At 72.6% G+C, this 16648-nt stretch carries 17 protein-coding genes; 11 read left to right on the top strand and 6 right to left on the bottom strand.

Going from position 1 to position 16648, the window contains the following annotated elements:
- The first annotated feature begins 127 nt into the window (after window positions 1–127).
- Both I6A60_RS19735 and I6A60_RS19730 read left to right on the top strand, forming a co-directional pair.
- Window positions 128–1471, top strand: a complete 1344-nt coding sequence (locus I6A60_RS19735; protein WP_307873758.1) for a DUF1800 domain-containing protein — start codon at window positions 128–130, stop codon at window positions 1469–1471.
- 17 nt (window positions 1472–1488) lie between these two features.
- Complete coding sequence (locus tag I6A60_RS19730; RefSeq protein WP_203022735.1) at window positions 1489–2841, top strand: DUF1501 domain-containing protein; 1353 nt, start codon at window positions 1489–1491, stop codon at window positions 2839–2841.
- 22 nt (window positions 2842–2863) lie between these two features.
- On the opposite strand, the gene I6A60_RS19725 is transcribed toward I6A60_RS19730, so the two are convergent.
- Both I6A60_RS19725 and I6A60_RS19720 read right to left on the bottom strand, forming a co-directional pair.
- The gene (locus tag I6A60_RS19725) at window positions 2864–4708 is read right to left on the bottom strand and encodes a DUF4139 domain-containing protein (RefSeq protein ID WP_203022736.1); all 1845 of its coding nucleotides are present in this window, start codon (window positions 4706–4708) and stop codon (window positions 2864–2866) included.
- 314 nt (window positions 4709–5022) lie between these two features.
- Window positions 5023–6135, bottom strand: a complete 1113-nt coding sequence (locus I6A60_RS19720; RefSeq protein ID WP_203022737.1) for a PHB depolymerase family esterase — start codon at window positions 6133–6135, stop codon at window positions 5023–5025.
- Between the two features lie 636 nt (window positions 6136–6771).
- Here I6A60_RS19720 and I6A60_RS19715 point away from each other — a divergent pair.
- Window positions 6772–7287 (top strand): VOC family protein, encoded by a 516-nt coding sequence (locus I6A60_RS19715; protein ID WP_203022738.1) that lies wholly within the window; start codon window positions 6772–6774, stop codon window positions 7285–7287.
- Between the two features lie 202 nt (window positions 7288–7489).
- Window positions 7490–8032, top strand: coding sequence for a GNAT family N-acetyltransferase (locus I6A60_RS19710; protein WP_203022739.1), 543 nt, complete (start codon window positions 7490–7492; stop codon window positions 8030–8032).
- A 58-nt stretch (window positions 8033–8090) separates the two neighbouring features.
- On the opposite strand, the gene trxA is transcribed toward I6A60_RS19710, so the two are convergent.
- Both trxA and I6A60_RS19700 read right to left on the bottom strand, forming a co-directional pair.
- Window positions 8091–8456 (bottom strand): thioredoxin, encoded by a 366-nt coding sequence (gene trxA / locus I6A60_RS19705; protein WP_203022740.1) that lies wholly within the window; start codon window positions 8454–8456, stop codon window positions 8091–8093.
- Window positions 8457–8499: 43 nt separating this feature from the next.
- Complete coding sequence (locus tag I6A60_RS19700) at window positions 8500–8979, bottom strand: MerR family transcriptional regulator (RefSeq protein WP_203022741.1); 480 nt, start codon at window positions 8977–8979, stop codon at window positions 8500–8502.
- Between the two features lie 123 nt (window positions 8980–9102).
- Here I6A60_RS19700 and I6A60_RS19695 point away from each other — a divergent pair, with 123 nt between their 5' ends.
- From I6A60_RS19695 to I6A60_RS19680, 4 genes are all read left to right on the top strand, one after another.
- Window positions 9103–9942, top strand: coding sequence for a mycofactocin-coupled SDR family oxidoreductase (locus tag I6A60_RS19695; protein ID WP_203022742.1), 840 nt, complete (start codon window positions 9103–9105; stop codon window positions 9940–9942).
- Window positions 9943–9960: 18 nt separating this feature from the next.
- Window positions 9961–10443, top strand: coding sequence for a hypothetical protein (locus tag I6A60_RS19690; RefSeq protein ID WP_203022743.1), 483 nt, complete (start codon window positions 9961–9963; stop codon window positions 10441–10443).
- 321 nt (window positions 10444–10764) lie between these two features.
- The gene (locus tag I6A60_RS19685; RefSeq protein ID WP_203022744.1) at window positions 10765–11028 is read left to right on the top strand and encodes a hypothetical protein; all 264 of its coding nucleotides are present in this window, start codon (window positions 10765–10767) and stop codon (window positions 11026–11028) included.
- A complete protein-coding gene (locus I6A60_RS19680) occupies window positions 11025–11435 on the top strand; it encodes a type II toxin-antitoxin system VapC family toxin (protein WP_203022745.1) in 411 nt (136 codons plus the stop codon). Before I6A60_RS19685 ends, I6A60_RS19680 begins: the two co-directional genes overlap by 4 nt.
- A gap of 10 nt (window positions 11436–11445) precedes the next feature.
- Here I6A60_RS19680 and I6A60_RS19675 read toward each other — a convergent pair whose 3' ends face one another.
- On the bottom strand, window positions 11446–12615 hold the full coding sequence (locus tag I6A60_RS19675; RefSeq protein ID WP_203022746.1) for an epoxide hydrolase family protein: 1170 nt from the start codon (window positions 12613–12615) through the stop codon (window positions 11446–11448).
- A 155-nt stretch (window positions 12616–12770) separates the two neighbouring features.
- Between I6A60_RS19675 and I6A60_RS19670 the strand changes: the two genes are divergently transcribed.
- Window positions 12771–13655 (top strand): LLM class flavin-dependent oxidoreductase, encoded by an 885-nt coding sequence (locus I6A60_RS19670; protein ID WP_203022747.1) that lies wholly within the window; start codon window positions 12771–12773, stop codon window positions 13653–13655.
- Window positions 13656–13662: 7 nt separating this feature from the next.
- Here the strand turns inward: I6A60_RS19670 and I6A60_RS19665 are convergent, their stop codons facing one another.
- On the bottom strand, window positions 13663–14574 hold the full coding sequence (locus I6A60_RS19665; protein ID WP_203022748.1) for a PAC2 family protein: 912 nt from the start codon (window positions 14572–14574) through the stop codon (window positions 13663–13665).
- 392 nt (window positions 14575–14966) lie between these two features.
- Here I6A60_RS19665 and I6A60_RS19660 point away from each other — a divergent pair, with 392 nt between their 5' ends.
- Complete coding sequence (locus I6A60_RS19660; RefSeq protein ID WP_203022749.1) at window positions 14967–15662, top strand: TetR/AcrR family transcriptional regulator; 696 nt, start codon at window positions 14967–14969, stop codon at window positions 15660–15662.
- A 185-nt stretch (window positions 15663–15847) separates the two neighbouring features.
- Window positions 15848–16648 carry a DUF4232 domain-containing protein gene (locus tag I6A60_RS19655; protein ID WP_203022750.1) on the top strand — a complete coding sequence of 267 codons (801 nt, stop codon included), beginning with the start codon at window positions 15848–15850 and terminating at the stop codon, window positions 16646–16648.

Genomic DNA, 16648 nt, shown 5'->3' with positions numbered 1-16648 from the left:
GCCACGCGTCCAGTGTGCGGCCGGACCGGCCACCGGCGGGACCCCGCTCGGGCTTGCGGGCATTCCCTTACCGTCCTCGAACATCGCGGCCACGGTTCGCTGACGGTCCGCTGGAATGGTCTGCACCGTGGCTTCTCGCTCGGACCTCGCGTTCCTCCACCGCCGTGCCGCCTTCGGCGCACGCCCGGCGGAGCTCGACGCCGCGGTCGGCCGTGGCTATGCCGCGACCGTCGACGCCCTGCTCGGCGCGACGGCGACGGCGTCGCTCGAGCCGCCGCCGACGTTCGCCCCGCTGACCCTCCCCAGAAGCGCCGACCCGGAGGCGCGGGCGACCTACGCGAAGATGGTGCGCGACCAGGCGACCACGCTCGCCGGCTGGTGGCTGCGGCGCATGGTCGCGACCGACGCGCCCTTCACCGAGAAGCTGACCTTCTTCTGGCACGGCCATTTCGCCACGTCGATCGTCAAGGTGCGCTCGGCGGCGATGATGCTGGCCCAGAACCAGCTCTTCCGCCAGCAGGGCACCGGCCGGTTCGACGCGCTGACGCTTTCCGCCGCGCACGACCCCGCGATGCTGGTCTGGCTGGACGCGGGCCAGAACCGCAAGGAGCATCCGAACGAGAACTTCGCCCGCGAGCTGATGGAGCTGTTCACCCTCGGGATCGGCAACTACACCGAGACCGACGTCCGCGAGGCGGCGCGGGCGTTCACCGGTTGGCGGGTCGACAAGGCTCGCACCGGCTTCCAGCTCGCCGCCGCGCAGCACGACGACGGAACGAAGACCGTCCTCGGGAAGTCGGGCGACCTCAGCGGTGAGGACGTCATCGCGCTGTTGACGCACTCCCCCGCGTCGGCCCGGTGGGTGTGCGGCCGGCTGTTCACCCGGTTCGCCGCCCCGACCGCGCCGGCGGCCAACCCGGCGGCCGCCGGGATGCTCGCCGCCTACGGGCCGACGCTCGACACGGGCGCCGCCGTCCGGGCGATGCTGCTGTCTCCCGAGTTCCTGGCCACCCGCGGCCAGCTGGTCCCGCAGCCGGTCGAGTACGTCGTCGGGGTGCTACGCGCCCTCGGCCTGCGGGTCGCCCCGGCCGCGGCCGACGGCTCGGGCGCCGCGACCGAGGCAGGCGCCGGCCCGGGAGCGCTGAAGCAGAAGGCGGTCCTCGCGGTCCTCGCCGGGCTCGGCCAGATCCCGTTCGACCCGCCGAGCGTCGGCGGCTGGCCGTCGAACGCGGCCTGGCTGACGACCGCGTCCACCCAGGTCCGCGCCAGGTTCGCGGCGGCGGCAGCGGCCGCGGCAGACCTGTCGGCGATCGCCGACGAGCCGGCCGCCACCCGCGCCGACGCCGTCGCCCACCTGCTGTCCGTCGACGGCTGGACCGCCCGCACCCGCACGGCCCTCGCCGCGACAGGCGGCAACCCGGCCCGCCTCGTCGCGCTCGCCCTGCTGTCCCCCGAGTACCTGACGGTCTAGGAAAGGTAGGACAAGCGATGCCGTTCGACCGACGCCGGTTCCTGATCGCCTCGGGCGTGACCGGCGGGCTCGCCGCCGCAGCGGGCGGCGGGGTCCTCACCTACCGGGACCTGCACCACGCGTCCACCGAGCATCCGCTCGCCGGTGGCGGCATCCTCGTCGTCGTCACCCTCTACGGCGGCAACGACGGGCTGAACATGGTGATCCCGGCCGACGACCCGGCCTACCAAGCAGCCAGGCCCGAGCTCGCCTACCCGGCCGGCGAGGCGCTGCCGCTGTCCGACGGCCTAGCGCTGCACCCGGCGCTGACCGGGCTACACGGCCGGTGGAACGCCCACCAGCTCGCGATCGTGCGCGGCGTCGGCTACCCGAAGCCGGACCACAGCCACTTCCGGTCGATGGCGATCTGGCAGACCGCCTCGCCCGACACGGCCGCGACGACCGGCTGGCTCGGCCGCTGGCTCGACGCCCAGGCCAAGGCCGACCCGAAGGCCGCGAGCAGCGTCGCCGCCCTGCGGGCGATCTCGATCGGGCCGACGCTCGCGCCGCTGGTAGTCGGCGCCTCGACCGCGGCGGCGGCCGTGCCGACCGGGTCGTTCAAGGCACCGGGGGGCGCGCTCGGCCAGGAGCTGAACCTGCTCTACCGACCGGACCGGGCGGACGGTCCACTCGCCGCCCGGGTCGCGTCGTCGGGCGCCGACCTGTTCACCGTGGCCGGCGCGCTGGGCCCGGTCCTGGGCACGAAGTCCGACCAGGCTCAGGCACCGACGGGCCAGCTGGACGCCGGCGCGGACCCGGCTGCCGGGCCGACCGCTGGGCCGACCGCCGCCGGTACGACCGGGAAAGGCGGCACGACCGGGAAGGGCGGCACGGCGGCGAAGGGCGATGCCGGCGAGCTCGGGGCGCAGCTCGACGTGGTCGCGGCCTGCATCCGGGCCGGCGTGCCGACCAGGGTCTACTCGGTGAACCTCGGCGGCTTCGACACCCACACCGAGGAGAAGGCCACCCAGGCCCGGCTGCTCGGTCAGCTCGACGCGGCCCTCACCCGCTTCCAGACCACGATCGGCACCGACCCTCACGGCGCCGCGGTGACGACCCTGGTCTACTCGGAGTTCGGCCGCCGGGTCGCCGCCAACGCCAACAACGGCACCGACCACGGCACCGCCGCGCCCGTCCTCGTCCTCGGCTCACGCGTCAAGGGCGGCTTCTACGGCGACCAACCGAGCCTCACCAACCTCGACGACGGCGACCTGAAGGCCACCACCGACTTCCGCTCCGTCTACGCCACCGTGCTCGAACGCGTGCTGGCCAGCGAGGCCGGTCCCGTGCTCGGCTCCGGCGAGCACTTCCCCCGCCTGACCTTCGTCTGACGGCCGACCGCGCGGACTCCCGTTACTCCGCCCAGCCAGTGAGGTCGAGGCCGCGGTTGTGCTCCAGACGGAAGCCGAACTCGATCTTCCTGGTGGCCCCGGCGGCGAGCTCCACGGGCCAGGTCAGCTGGCCGAGGTCGGTGGTCTCGCCGGGGGCCGGGGTGGCGTGGAAGTCCTTGACCGTGACGCCCTCGTGCCGGGACACCGGGATCTGGTCGCGGACCGTCACCCTGGCCGGCCGCCCGGTGTGGTTGGTCAGCGTGACCGCGTAGCCGACGTCGGTACGGCGCAGGCTGCCGACGACCTTGCGGGTGGTGGCACGGCTGACCAGCTCCCGTTCGACCACCAGCCGGTCATCGACGCCGAGCTGCAGCTCCACCTCGGCGCCCGGCGGGACCGGCTGGTCCAACGCACTGGTCCCGACGTAGTCGGCACCGTGGAAGATCGCGATCGGGCCGGCGAGCAGGGTGTGCGCCGAGGCGTTCGTGACACTCGCCCGCAGGTAGGCCTCGGGCGCGAGCTTGGGGACCGTCAGATGGTCCAGCTCGGCGGCGAGCTCCAGGATCGCGAGCGTGCTGCGGTGTGACTGGCCGTCGGCGGGCACCGGCACCGGGCGGGCCGGCCGGTAGGTGGCCGCGGTTCCCGAGGTGTCCACGGTCGCGACGGCATGCTCGACGGGCGCGGCCCCGGCCGGCGCCGCCGCGAGGCTCGCCATCCTGACCGAGCCGCCCGCCAACGTGCCCATCCCGTCCGGGGCGCTCCTGGCCGCGACCATCGGCGGCGGCAGCGGCCTCGGCCTGGCGACGTCGACGTACCAGGGCGTCAGCTCGGGCAGCCCGCTGCTGCGCGCCGGCCGCGCCGTCGACAGCGCCAGGTCGCACAGCGGCCAGTCCTCGCCGCTGGACTGGGTGACCATCCCGAACCAGGTCAACGTCACGGTCCCGTCGACCAGGCGGGCGTCGTACCGGGCCGACCAGGACGCGTTGAGGGAAAGGTAGGAAACCTCCAGCTCCACCTCGACCCCGGCTGGTTCGACCCCGGCTGGTTCGGACCCAGCCGGCTCGGAACCGGCCGGCGAGGGCAGGGCGGCGGTCGGCTCCAGCACCACCGTGACCTGGTAGGTCTGCTCCGGGCGGGCACGGCCCTGACGTTTGGCCACGGCGGTCTCGGCGGCGGTGATCTCGCGCTGCAGGTCCGCCTGCTCGTCGGCGATCGTCCGCCGGCGCCCGGCGAGCTCCGCGAGCTGACCGCCCAGCGCGGCGCCGATCTCGGCGAGCCGGAGCGCCTCGGCACTCGGAGGCTCCGCGGCCGCCGTGGACAGGCCCGCGGTCCCACTCGGCTCGCCGGAGCCGCCCTGAGAGGTCGTTCCCCTCGCCTCCGCCGGCCCGCCGTGCCAGGACGGCCCTCCCCAGCCGCGAGCGACCGCCGCGGCCCCGTTGCGACCGGCCACGTCCAGGAACTTCCGGAGCGCCTGCTCGGTCTCGGCGGCATCGTCCAGCTCGCGGCCCCTGCGCCGCAGCACGCGCAGTCGCTGCTGCAGCTCGGCGAGCGTCGCGTCCGCCGTAGCCGCCCGGGTCACGAGATCGACCTCGACCCCCAGCACCCTGACCGCCCCGCGCCCGGACACCCGGACAGAGTTGGGGTCGATCTGCTGCGGCAGCCCACCGAGCGTCACCGAGAACTCGGTCGGCGCGGCAGACCCCGTCGGCGCCGGCTCGGGCGGTGCGGACCCGTCTGCCGGCCGCGGGCCAGCCGCGGAGGGCAGCGTCACCACCCCGCGCCGCGTCACGCGGGCCTGCCTCGGATAGACGACGACCGCCGTGATCGGAGCGTCCAGGGTGAGCACCGTCGCTGCTGGATCAGCCATGGCGGTCAGCGTAACGAGGGCGTCCGACAATTCGGCACGACCCACGCGTGACCGTCACAGCCCTGTCCGACTCTGTCGCTCCCATCAGCCGCCGCCCCGCCGAGGCGGTCTCGCGCTTCCCGCTCCGAACCCCGAACATGATCGCCGTTTCTGCCCTCGAATGGTTGTAAGAAGACCCGATTCACGACCACCTGAGGGCCAAAACGGCGATCACTGCGCCGGGCCGACCTTCGCGGTCACGGCACGCGGACCGGCACGATCGTTCGCGGAACAGTCCGATCTCCGGGTGGCACGTCCAGGTAGCCGATGGAGCCCTACGCCGCCCAGGAAGGGCGCCGGGTGGCGGCAGGAAGGCCCGCACGGCTGGCCGGCCGGGCCGGAGCGCCGACCGTCGGCGTCGCTGCCGCCGTTGCCGGCGTCGGCGTGGGGGGAACGGAGCTGGGCAGTTCGTGGGCCGAGAAGAAGCGCCAGATCTCGGCGGTGGCGTTGATGGCGTCGCTGGGCTCGCCGGCCTTGGGGCGGATCTTCTGGCCGCCGGGCCAGGCGTGGACGCCGCCGACGATCGTGTCCAGGACCACGTCCGCGCCGGCGGCGCAGGACCGGTAGGTCGCGCGGATCAGGCTGCCGGAATGCTGCTCGGCCGCAGGGGTCTGGCAACCGTCGTTCTTCACCCAGAACCCCACGGAGTCGGCAACCGACCGGTCGATCCGGTCCTTCTGGGAAGGGAATCGTCGGCCCTCGTCGGTGCCCTTGCCGCCGTCATAGGGGACGTTCTCGTCCGCCGTGCCATGGATGGCGAGCAGTGGCAGCGCACGGGCCGGGGCGCAGCCGTCGAAGTCCAGGGCGCCCGACACGGGGGCGATCGCGGCGATCCGGTCGGCGAGCGCGCACCCGAGCCGGTAGGTCATCATCGCGCCGTTGGAGAAGCCGGTGACGTAGACCCGGCGCGGGTCCACGGGATAGTGGGCTTCGAGGTCGTCGAGCATGGCACCGATGAACGCGACGTCATCCACCTGGTTGTTCAGCGCCGACCCACAGCACCAGCCGGCGTTCCAGGTCAGCAGCCGGTCCGCCTTCCCACCGGTGCCGTCTGGACTCGCCACCAGGAAATGGTCCTGGTCTGCGAGGTCGTAGAAGCCGGTCTGCTTCTCGATGTTGACGTTGTTACCCCCGCCGCCGTGGAGCTGGACGACGAGCGGAAGAGGTGCGGTGCCCGTTCCGGCCGGGACGTGGATCGCGTAGTCACGGGACCTGCCGTCGACCGTCAGCGTGTGGCTGACCGTTCCGGGCTTCGGCGCCGTCCCGGACGACGGTGGCGCGGCCACGGGCGCCCGCCGCTCCATCGGCCCACAGGCCGCGGCACCCACAGCCACCACGGCCACCAGCACCGTCACGGCCATCAGCCGTGGCATTCCGCCCCGTCCCATCAGCCCGTCCCCTCACCCGATCGCCACCGACCCGATTGCAGCCGACTGCCGCCGACCCGAGAGTCGTCCAACCCGGGGGCCGGACGGCCGAGGGGGCCGGTCAACCCCCGTGGACAGCACGCTCGCAGAGATCACCCAACGATCCGCAAGGGTCCTGTAAGAACGAGGTCAAGGCCCGGCCCCCGGATGAACGGGCAGCGGTCGTCAACGTCTGTCCGTCGCCTTGATCGCTGTTTTCGCCTTCCGGCGGGGCCCTGCTGGCCAAGTCGGGATCTTGAGGCTGCGTGGGTCCTACCTGGTGGTGGCGAATCTCGTCCGCGGTCGAGCGCGAGGGATGAGCGGAGCCTGATCCGGCCTGCCGGTGATCGGGAAGCCGACGCGCGGCGTACCGTCCCGGCATCGCGAGCCACTCACCCGCCATGATCGCGGTTTGAGCCCTGGAGTGGTCGCAAAATCGCCCTCGCCACGACCACTCCAGGGCCAAAATAGCGATCATGGGCAGCCCGCAGGCGGGCGAACCTCGCCGGCGGCGGCACTAGCCGACACCGCGACCGGGAAGGTGTTGTATCAGCAACTAGTTCTGCCGTGCGACGGCCCCGGCCCATCGGCGGGCCGGGACGGACCGAGGAGCAAGTCATGAGCAGTGACACGACGACCGTGGGCCGCGACCTGCCGGCCCTCGAGGCGGCCCGGGCCGCCCTGCGAGCGACCTACCTGGCCCCGGCCGGCGAGCGGGCCCCGTCCTCGGCCCGCGGGCTGCACCACGCCGCCCTGATCAGCCAGGACGTCGAGCGGACGATCCGCTTCTACCAGGGCGTGCTGGAGTTCCCGCTCACCGAGCTGATCGAGAACCGCGACTACGCCGGCTCGTCGCACTTCTTCTTCGACATCGGCAACGGGAACCTGATCGCCTTCTTCGACTTCCCGGGCCTCGACCTCGGCCCGTACGCCGAGGTCCTCGGCGGGCTGCACCACGTCGCGATCTCGGTCGCCCCGGACCAGTGGCGGCGCCTGGTCGACAAGCTCGCGGCGGCCGGCGTCGACCACGTGGTCCACTCCGAGGTCTCCGTCTACTTCCGCGACCCCGACGGCGCCCGGCTGGAGCTGATCGCCGACCCGCTCGGCGAGATGTACGGCACGAAGGTGCTCTGACGCGCGGTCCGCACAACTTCGCGCCGCCTCGTCCGGCGGCGCGGGAGGCCGGACGGAACACCGGCCGCACCGGTTCGGGACTCCCCGGCGCGGCGCGCGGCGCGGCTCGCCGACGGCCGGCATCGTCGGGGGCTGGCCGGCACGACGGCGTCGGTCCAGCCGGTCCCGTGGCCACTGCGCGGGCTGATCGGGGAGGGGTAGCGTGGCGATCGTGGAGCCGGTGCGAGGCGAGGTCATCACGTTCCTGGAGATGACCAGTCCTGACCAGCTCACGCCCGGCCGGGTCGCTCCCGAGCTGGTCCTGATCCCCACCTCGCCGGCCGACGAGCCGCTGACGCGGGCGACGATCGCGCGGGTCGGCGCGCCCTACCAGTGGCCGTCCGTGGCCTGGGGGGATGCCGCCTGGTCGGACTGGTTCGCCGACCCGCGCCGCCAGAGCTTCCTGCTGCGGACCGGTGGCGCCGACGGCGAGGTGGCCGGGGTCGTGGAGACCGAGGCGCACCCGCCGCACGACGTCGAGATCACCTCGTTCGGCCTGGTGCCCGAGTACGTCGGCACCGGGATCGGCGGCCACGCGCTGACGCTCGCGGCCAGGCTCGCCTGGACGCTCGACCACCCGGGCCTCGACGGCGTTCACCGCGTCTGGCTGCACACCTCGACGCTGGACCACCGGCGCGCGCTGGCGAACTACCGCGCCCGCGGCTTCCGCCCGTACCGCACGAAGACCCGCGGCCGCGTCGCCTGAACCCGCGCGCGGCCCGCACCCACGGTTCGTGGCCCGCCAGCCGTGGGTGCCTCCCGGCTTAGAGGTGCTCGTCGATGAGCTTGCGCATGGCGGCACCGGAGCGGGCGCCGACGACGGAGGCGACCGGCTCGCCACCGCGGAAGATCTTGAACGTGGGCATCGCCAGGACGCCGTAGGTCCGGGTGGTCTGGGGCTGCTCGTCGCAGTTGAGTGACACGACGACGAGGCGCCCCGCGTAGTCCGCCGCGATGCGGTCCAGGACCGGCGTCATCATCCGGCACGGCGGGCACCACTCGGCCCAGAAGTCGACGAGGACGGGAACCTGACTGTCCAGTACGAGAGCGGCGAAGGACCGGTCGGTGACGGTGAGGACCTGCCCGGCGGGGGCGGTGACGACGCCGGCGGGGGAAGGGGTGGACGACATGGCGAACCTCGTCTCGCGGTAGTGGTCTCGGCGCGAAGCTGGTCTACGCCGAAGACTGGTTCTTTCCGATGGACAGCGCGCAGGCCGGCGCGGCGTCGGGCACGGGCACCGCGCGGACGTCCTGCGGCGCGATCCCCGCTTGCGACCCCGCCCGGCGGCCAGCGGGCGAGCGGGCGGCCAGCTCATCGGCGAGCTGACCGACCAGGCCGGCCCGGATCTCGCCGAGCCGGGCCGTGCACGCGTCGATCTCGGCGATCTTGCGACGGTAGACGGCGGCGGCGTCCGGGCAGGTGACACCGCGGTCGTTGCCGGCGCGCAGGCACTCGACGAACGGCCGGGTCTCGGCCAGGGTGAACCCGATCGCCAGCAACGACCTGATCTCGGCGACCAGCCGCAGGTCGTGCTCGTCGAACTCCCGGTACCCGTTGGCCCGGCGCCGGGCGGCGAGCAGGCCCTCCTGCTCGTAGTGCCGCAGTGCCCGTGGGCTGGTCCCGGCCCGCCGCGCCAGCTCCCCGATCCGCATGAGACCGACGCTAAACCCTGCCGTCGACGTCAACGCCAGCCCGAGCCCGCACGGCCTATCGCTCGCGCTTCCCACCAGATCGTGCGACAACATCACGACGGACGGCGAGCGACGGAGGTCGACGTGGCGGGTCGGGTCGAGGGCAAGGTCGCGTTCATCACCGGGGTGGCCCGTGGTCAGGGCCGAGCCCACGCCGTGCGGCTCGCCGAGGAGGGAGCCGACATCATCGGCGTCGATCTCCTAGGCGACGTCGACACCGTCGACTACCCGATGGCCACACCCGACGACCTGGCCGAGACGACGGCCGCCGTGGCGAGGCTGGGCCGGCGGATCGTCACCGCCGTCGCCGACGTCCGCGACGAGGACGCGCTGCGGGCCGCCGTCGACGCCGGGGTCGCCGAGCTGGGCCGGCTCGACATCGTCGTCGCGAACGCCGGCATCTCGGGCTCGGCCGCCGCCACCGACCAGCTGAGCCTGCGGGCCTGGCAGACGGTGCTCGACATCGACCTGACCGGCTGTTTCCTGACGGCGAAGGTCGCCCTCCCACACCTGGTCGCCGGCGGCCGCGGCGGCTCGGTCATCCTGACCAGCTCGATGCTGGGGCTGAAGGGCCAGGGCTGGATGGCCGGCTACGTCTCCGCCAAGCACGGCCTCGTCGGCCTGATGCGGTCCCTGGCGAACGAGTTCGCCCACGCGCTGATCCGGGTGAACAGCGTGCACCCCGGCAACGTACGCACCCCGATGATCGACAACCCGTCCCTGCGCGGGATGCTGCGCCCCGACCTCGAGAACCCGACGATCGACGACGCCGCCGCCGTCCTCGGCGCGCTGCACCTCATGCCGGTCCCGCTGATCGAGGCCGTCGACGTCGCCAACGCCGTGCTGTTCCTGGCCTCCGACGAGGCCCGCTACATCACCGGCGTAGCCCTCCCCATCGACGCTGGCGCCACCGCCAAGGGCTGAGCCAAGCCGATGTTCCTGATGTCCGCGACCGGGTCGTACGTCGACCTACGCATCGACGGCTACCAGTTCCCAGAACACAAGGCGGTCGGAAGGCAGGACTGGGACGCCAACTGGCTCTTCATCGCGGGCACCGCGCGTGGCGCGGACGGCGAGACCTGGTCCTTCCGCGAGCCCTGCCTGACGACCTGGGAGGTTCGAGACCTCGTCCAGTGGCTACGGAAGGCGGCCGCCGGGCGAGTCGAGCCGAGCGACGGTCTCGATGAGGACGGTCCAGCTCTCACGTTCCTGGAACCGTGCCTCGGGCTCAGTGTGGCCGACTCCGACGACGAATCTCGCGTGATCCGGGTGCACCTGCAGTGCGAATCGGCGCCGCCGTCGCATGGGCTTGATCCCACGACCCCCAGCTACGGATACAGCATCACCCTCACCGTCGCGCCAGCCGACCTGCGCACGGCCGCCGTCGCCTGGGAGGAGATGCTTTCGCGCTACCCCGAACGTTGACCACCCTGACCGGTGGCGTCATCCCGCGACGGTAGCTGCCGGGAGTGGTTGGGGCGGTCGCCCTACCGGGCGGGCAGCTCAGTGGCGATGTCGGCTCTGGCCAACAATCTGGTGATGGGTGCGATAGTGTCTGGTCGGACACCTCACGTCGATCCTGGTCGACGGTACGCGTGCCAGGTTGTCGAACATTCGCCCACAGAATGCGAGGACGCCGTGACCGAACCACCGCGAATACCGCCCGACTAAGTGGAAGCCCGTCCTGAGCGGTCGCGTGGCCCGTACACGCGGGACGGGCACCGGCGCCGGGCCTACACTGCGCAGGTGAGCGTCGGAGGCGAGCGTCAAGCCCTTCATCGCCTCGTCGACAGCCTTACCCCGGCGCAGACGCAACGCCTTCAGTGGCTGGTCGACCAGGACGAGGAACTGTCCCGCGCCTCGCACGACGCCGACGAGGCCGCGACCGAGGAAGTGCCATCCAGTCTCTTGGCGCTCATCGGCATCATCGACGGCCCACCGGACCTCGCCGAGCGGCATGACGACTACATCCGGGACCGGTTGCGCCGCGACCTCGGCGACCAGGCATGAAGGCCACGGTCCTTGACACCGGCCCCGTCGTCGCCGCGCTGAACAAGTCAGGTCGTCGGCACGCCGACTGTGCCCGGCTGCTATCGACTCTGACGGGGCGGAGGCTGCTTCCCAGCCCGGTTCTGACCGAGATCTGCTGGATGCTCGAACGCACGCCCAAAGCCGAGGCCATGCTGCTCGACCAAGTCGCCCAAGGGGCGTTCGAACTGGTCGCCCTCACGACCGCGGATCTCTCCCGCATGGCCGACCTCGTCCGGCAGTACGCCGACCTTCCGCTAGGTGCGGTGGACGCCTCGGTCGTCGCCACAGCAGAACGCTTCAACATCGACCGGGTCGCCACGCTCGACCGTCGGCACTTCGCCGTCGTACGGCCAGCGCGCCTTCCGGCCCTTACGCTGTTGCCGTGAGATCGGGCGTCTAGCGCATCGCGCGGAAGGCTCGGCGGAGCTGGTCGGTGAAGATGGCGGGTTGTTCGAAGGCGGCGAAGTGACCGCCGCGGTCGGGGCGCTCGTAGAAGCGCAGGTCTGAGAAAGCACGTTCCACCCAGCGCCGGGACGGCTTGAAGATCTCGCCGGGGAACAGCGACAGCGCCGACGGCACGCTCACCTCCCGGCGGAACGTCTCGGAGCCGCCGCCCTGCCGGGACAGGCCTGCCTCCCAGTACATCCGCGCCGACGACCCGCCGGTGGCGGTGAACCAGTACAGCGAGATGTCGTCCAGCATCTGGTCGCGGGTGAGCGCCGTGTAGGGATCGCCGGCGTGGTCGCACCACGCCCAGAACTTCTCCGCGATCCACGCGCACTGGGCCACCGGCGAGTCCACCAGCCCGTAGGCCAAGGTCTGGGGTCGCGTGGACTGCTGCGTGGAGTAGCCGGTGCCCCATTGCAGGTGCTCGGCGCCGGCCGTCAACGACGCGAGCTCCTCCTCGGTGAAGTCCTTCTCGCCGGACGGCGGGCCGATCACGACGAAGTTGAGGTGGATGCCGACAAGGTGCTCCTTGTCCTGGGCAGCCAGCGCGCTCGTCACGGCGGATCCCCAGTCGCCGCCCTGGGCGGCGTACCGGTCGTAGCCGAGCCGTGCCATCAACGTCGCCCACGCGGCGGCAGTGCGGTCGACTCCCCAGCCGGGCGCGGTCGGACGGGCCGAGAAGCCGTAGCCGGGCAGGGACGGGATGACGAGGTGGAAGGCGTCCGCCTGGTCGCCGCCCTGCGCCGCCGGGTTGGTGAGGGCCTCGATCACGTCCAGGAACTCGATCACCGAGCCGGGCCAGCCATGCGTGAGCAGCAGCGGCAGCGCGTCCGGGTTGGGCGAGCGCACGTGCAGGAAGTGGATGTCCAGACCGTCGATCGTCGTGACGAACTGCTCGTGGGCGTTGAGGCGCGCCTCGCAGCGGCGCCAGTCGTAGCCGTCGGCCCAGTAGGCGCAGAGGTCGCGCAACCAGGCCAGCGGGACGCCCTGGCTCCAGTCGCCGACCGGTTCCTTCTCGGGCCACCGGGTGGCGGTCAAACGGCGTTTCAGGTCGAGGACGTCCGCGTCGGGGACAGACACCTTGAACGGCGTGATCTCCGCGTCTGCGGGCTCGGTCATGTGGACACTCCACCACATCCCGGCCGTGGACGCGATCTGCGATTTCGTCGGTGGCGCCGGGGGGTGGGCAGTGGTTTGTTCGTCTTGGACCGGTCCAGGCCCGTCACCGCCCGTTCGGGTCCACAGACCCGAGCGGGCCGCGCCACGGAGGCGAAATGGAGTTCCACCTCTACCTGCCCCAGATGAGAATGGCGATGCCGGACATCGTCGAGCGGGCCCGCAACGCCGAGGGCGCCGGGTTCGCGGGCATCGCGATGATGGACCACCTCGCCCCGCCCGGGGCGGTCGACACCCCGATGTTCGAGGCCATGACGACGGCGGCCTGGGTCGCCGCGAAGACCGAACGGCTGACGGTCGGCCACCTGGTTCTCTGCGACACGTTCCGCCATCCGGTCATGCTCGCGAAGGAGGCGGTGACGCTCGACCATGCCAGCGAAGGCCGGTTCGAACTCGGTATCGGCTGGGGCTCGGTGCCGGCCGAGTTCGAGCGCTACGGCATCGGCGACACGACGGCCCGCGTCCGCGTCGAGCGGCTGGCCGAAACCCTGGCGGTCCTGCGGGCCTTGTGGAGCGGGGAGTCCGTCAGCTATCGGGGTGAGCACTTCGCGCTGACGGAGGCCGCCGCGCTGCCGGTGCCGACCAGGGCGATCCCGATCACCATCGGCGGCACCGGCCCGCGCACCCTGAAGCTGGTCGCCGAGTACGCGGACTGGTGGAACGTCCAGGTCGACAAGATCGGCCAGCTCGACGAACTGCGCGACCGGGTCGGCACGGCTCGGGTCTCGGTCCAGCAGATGGTCACCGTCATCCCGCCGAACGCGACGGCCGCCGAGCGCGAGAAGATCACCGCGACCGCGAACCGCCGGTTCAGCAACCTGCTCGCCAAGGGTGGCCTCGTCACCGGAACACCCGCCGAGCTGACCGAGCACTTCGGCGCGCTGGCCGCCCGCGGCGTGGACCGCGTCTACGCCTGGTTCACGGACTTCGCCAAGCCCGACACCCTGGCCGCCTTCACCGAGGTCATCGAAGGCCTGCGCTGAGCCTCAGCTACTGGCCGTCCGGCTCGGACTGTTCGGCGAGGAAACGCTCCAGCTCCTCGCCCAGCTCGTCCGCCGTGGGAAGGTCCTCGGGCTGGACGGTCGGGAGGCCGCCGGACTCCTTGCCGCGCTTGTAGGCGTCGTACTGCTCCTCCAGCGCGTGCACCAGCGACGCCATCTCGCCGCCCTTGGCGAGCTCCTGGTCGACCTCGCCGCGCACCGTCGCCGCGGCCGACTGCAGGCCGTCCAGCGGGAGCATCAGACCGGTGGTCTTGGAGACCGAGGTCAGCAGCACCTCGGTGGCCGCCGGGAAGTCCGTCTGGTTGAGGTAGTGCGGGACGAGCGCCGCGAGCCCCATCGCGTCCCGGCCCTCCTTGCCGAACTCGAACTCCAGCAGGTGGCCGGCGCTGCCCGGCACCTGGACCTGGCGGACCCACGGCTCGTAGCCGGCGACGAGCTCCTTGCGGGTGCCGTGCACGATCAGCCCGGTCGGCCGGGTGTGCGGCACGGCCATCGGGATGGCGTTGAGGCCGACCGCGAGCCGCAGGTTGAGCCGGCGGGTCAGCTCCCGGATCGCGGTGGAGAACCGCTTCCACATCAGGTCTGGCTCGGGCCCGGCGAGCAGCAGGAACGGGGTGTCGGCCCGGTCGCGCAGGGCGTAGAGGGCGAGCACCGGGTCCTCGTAGTGCTCCCAGTGGTCCTCGACGAAGGTCATCGCCGGGCGCCGGGACCGGTAGTCGAGCAGCAGGTCGACGTCGAAGGTGGCGACGACCTCGTGCTCCAGGCTCGTCAGCAGGTGCTCGCTGGCCAGCCGGACCGCGTTGCCGGAGTCCACCACCCCGGTCATCGCCTCGAGCATCACCGGCCGCCCCAGGTCGGGCAGGTCGCCGTGGACCTCGTAGAGCTCACTCGGGTCGAGCATGGCCGAGACCTCCCCTGTGCACCTTCACGGGCCTCCGCCGGCGCAGCCGCGCCTACTTCGGCCAGGTTCCGGGACGGTGCCGGGTCACCGTCCCTCCATTGTCACGTCGTGGGCGGGTCGCCGTGGCTATCCTGCCGGCTAGATCCTGCCTTGCCGGCAACATCCCGGCCGGCGGTGCCCCACTCACGCTTCACCACTCATCACGAGCAAGCGGTGGTGGCGTGGATCCATTCCTGGTTTCCTCCCTCCAGCTTCCTCTCCGGTCGCTCGGGTGTACCCCGATCGGCCCAACCGCCACGGCTGATCCGCTGGGCGGCCGCTGGCCGGCTGTCAACATTGTTGTCTACAGTGACAGTGATCGGGTTCGCGGACGGCGGCGCGGAAGGTGCGGAATGTCGGACGAGCAGGACGGCCTGGACCTCGACGAGTCGGGGCCCGGGCGGGTGACCGTCAGCGCGGCGGCCGGCCGGCGGACACCGCGCGGCACGCTGTCGCGGCAGGTGCTGCTGGACAGCGCCCGCGAGATCGTCGACATCGGCGGGGTGACCGCGCTGTCGATGCGCGCGCTGGGCGCCCGGCTCGGCGTCGACCCGACCGCGATCTACCGCCACTTCCAGAACAAGAACGAGCTGCTCGACGCGCTCGCCGACCTGATGATCCGCGGCGACGGCGCGCTGCCCGCGACCGGCGATCCGGCCGCCGACCTGCGGGAGAGCCTGCGCCAGCTGCGCCGCCAGCTGCTGCGCTACCCGACGCTGGCCCCGTCGGTGCTGCGCCAGCCGCCGGGCAGCGGCTCCTGGTGGGACCGGATGGAGCAGGCCGTCGGCGCGCTGCGCGCGGGCGGCCGGTCCGAGGCCGAGGCGGCGGCGGTCTGGCAGACGCTGCTGTTCTTCGTGGTCGGCCACGCCCTGGTCGAGGCCCGCCACCTGGCGGAGAACCTCGCGACGGACCGGGTCGGCGCGCCGATGCCGACCGTGAACCCGCCGCGCTCCCGGTACCCGGAGCTCGCGGCCGCGGCGCCGTTCCTGCACGCCGACCTCGACGACCAGTTCGAGACGGGCCTCGACAGCATCCTGGGCACGCGCTGAGCGGGCCCGACGGGCGCCCATAGCGGACGAACGAGGCGGACGGGACGTCGGCGGACATCCACGGCCGGTCGCGCACCCGGACGGGCGGGTCGCGTCGTGTTGGCCGGGAACGGGTCGCGTCGCGCCGAATACTCCCTGGTCAGCGGCCCCGCCCCCGGGCAGCCGCGATGCCCAGGAGGTCGCGGATGTCCCCGTTCGCCGCGCACGCCGGCCGGGCCGCAGGCTGCGGCCACGCCACGGCGGTCCCCCCAACCGTCTCCCGCCGCGTCACCGCCGCCGCGTGCGCCGCCGCGGCGATCGCGCTGGGTGGGCTGGCCGGCTGCTCGCAACCGGCCCAGGACACGGGCTTCAACATCCAGGGCTCCCCGCCGGCCGCCGCCGCGTCCGGACCGGCGACCACCCGGCCACCCGACCGCCCGTCGGCCAGCGCCTCGCCCACGGCCCGCGGCTCGGCGAGCGCCGACCTGGAGATCATGGGCACCCGGTGCACGGGCGCGAAGGTCACCGTGGAGCTGGGAACGCCGGTGGTGATGTCGCCCGCCGACCCCGCGAGCCTGCAGTTCGGCCTCGCCGTGACGTTCACCAACCACTTCTCGCTGACGTGTTCGATCTTCGGCTTCCCGGGCGTGGCGCTGGTGACGGCCGCCGGTGCCACCTATGACCTGCCCCGGCGCACGGACCAGACGGCCGACACCATGTACCTCCCGCCGGGTGGGACGGCGTCGGCCCTGCTGACCTACCTGCAGGTCCCCGCCGTCGCCACGACCGACCCGGCGCCGCTCGCCGACCTCGCGGACGACCCGGCCGCCACCGCGATTCCCGCCGCCACCGCCACGCCGGCCGGCGACACGTTCACCCCTCAGTACGTCCTGGTCACCCCGCCGGACGACCGCGAGGCGGTCCGGCTGGACTGGCCCGGCGGCCCGATCGTCGACCAGCGGGCCGACCCCGGGTCCAGCACCTCCATCGGCCCGGTCATCCGCTGA

The organism is Frankia sp. AgB1.9 (assembly GCF_016786355.1).
Classification (GTDB): Bacteria; Actinomycetota; Actinomycetes; order Frankiales; family Frankiaceae; genus Pseudofrankia.
Note: the sequence above shows the minus strand (reverse complement) of the source record. Positions and strands in the feature narration are given on the sequence as shown.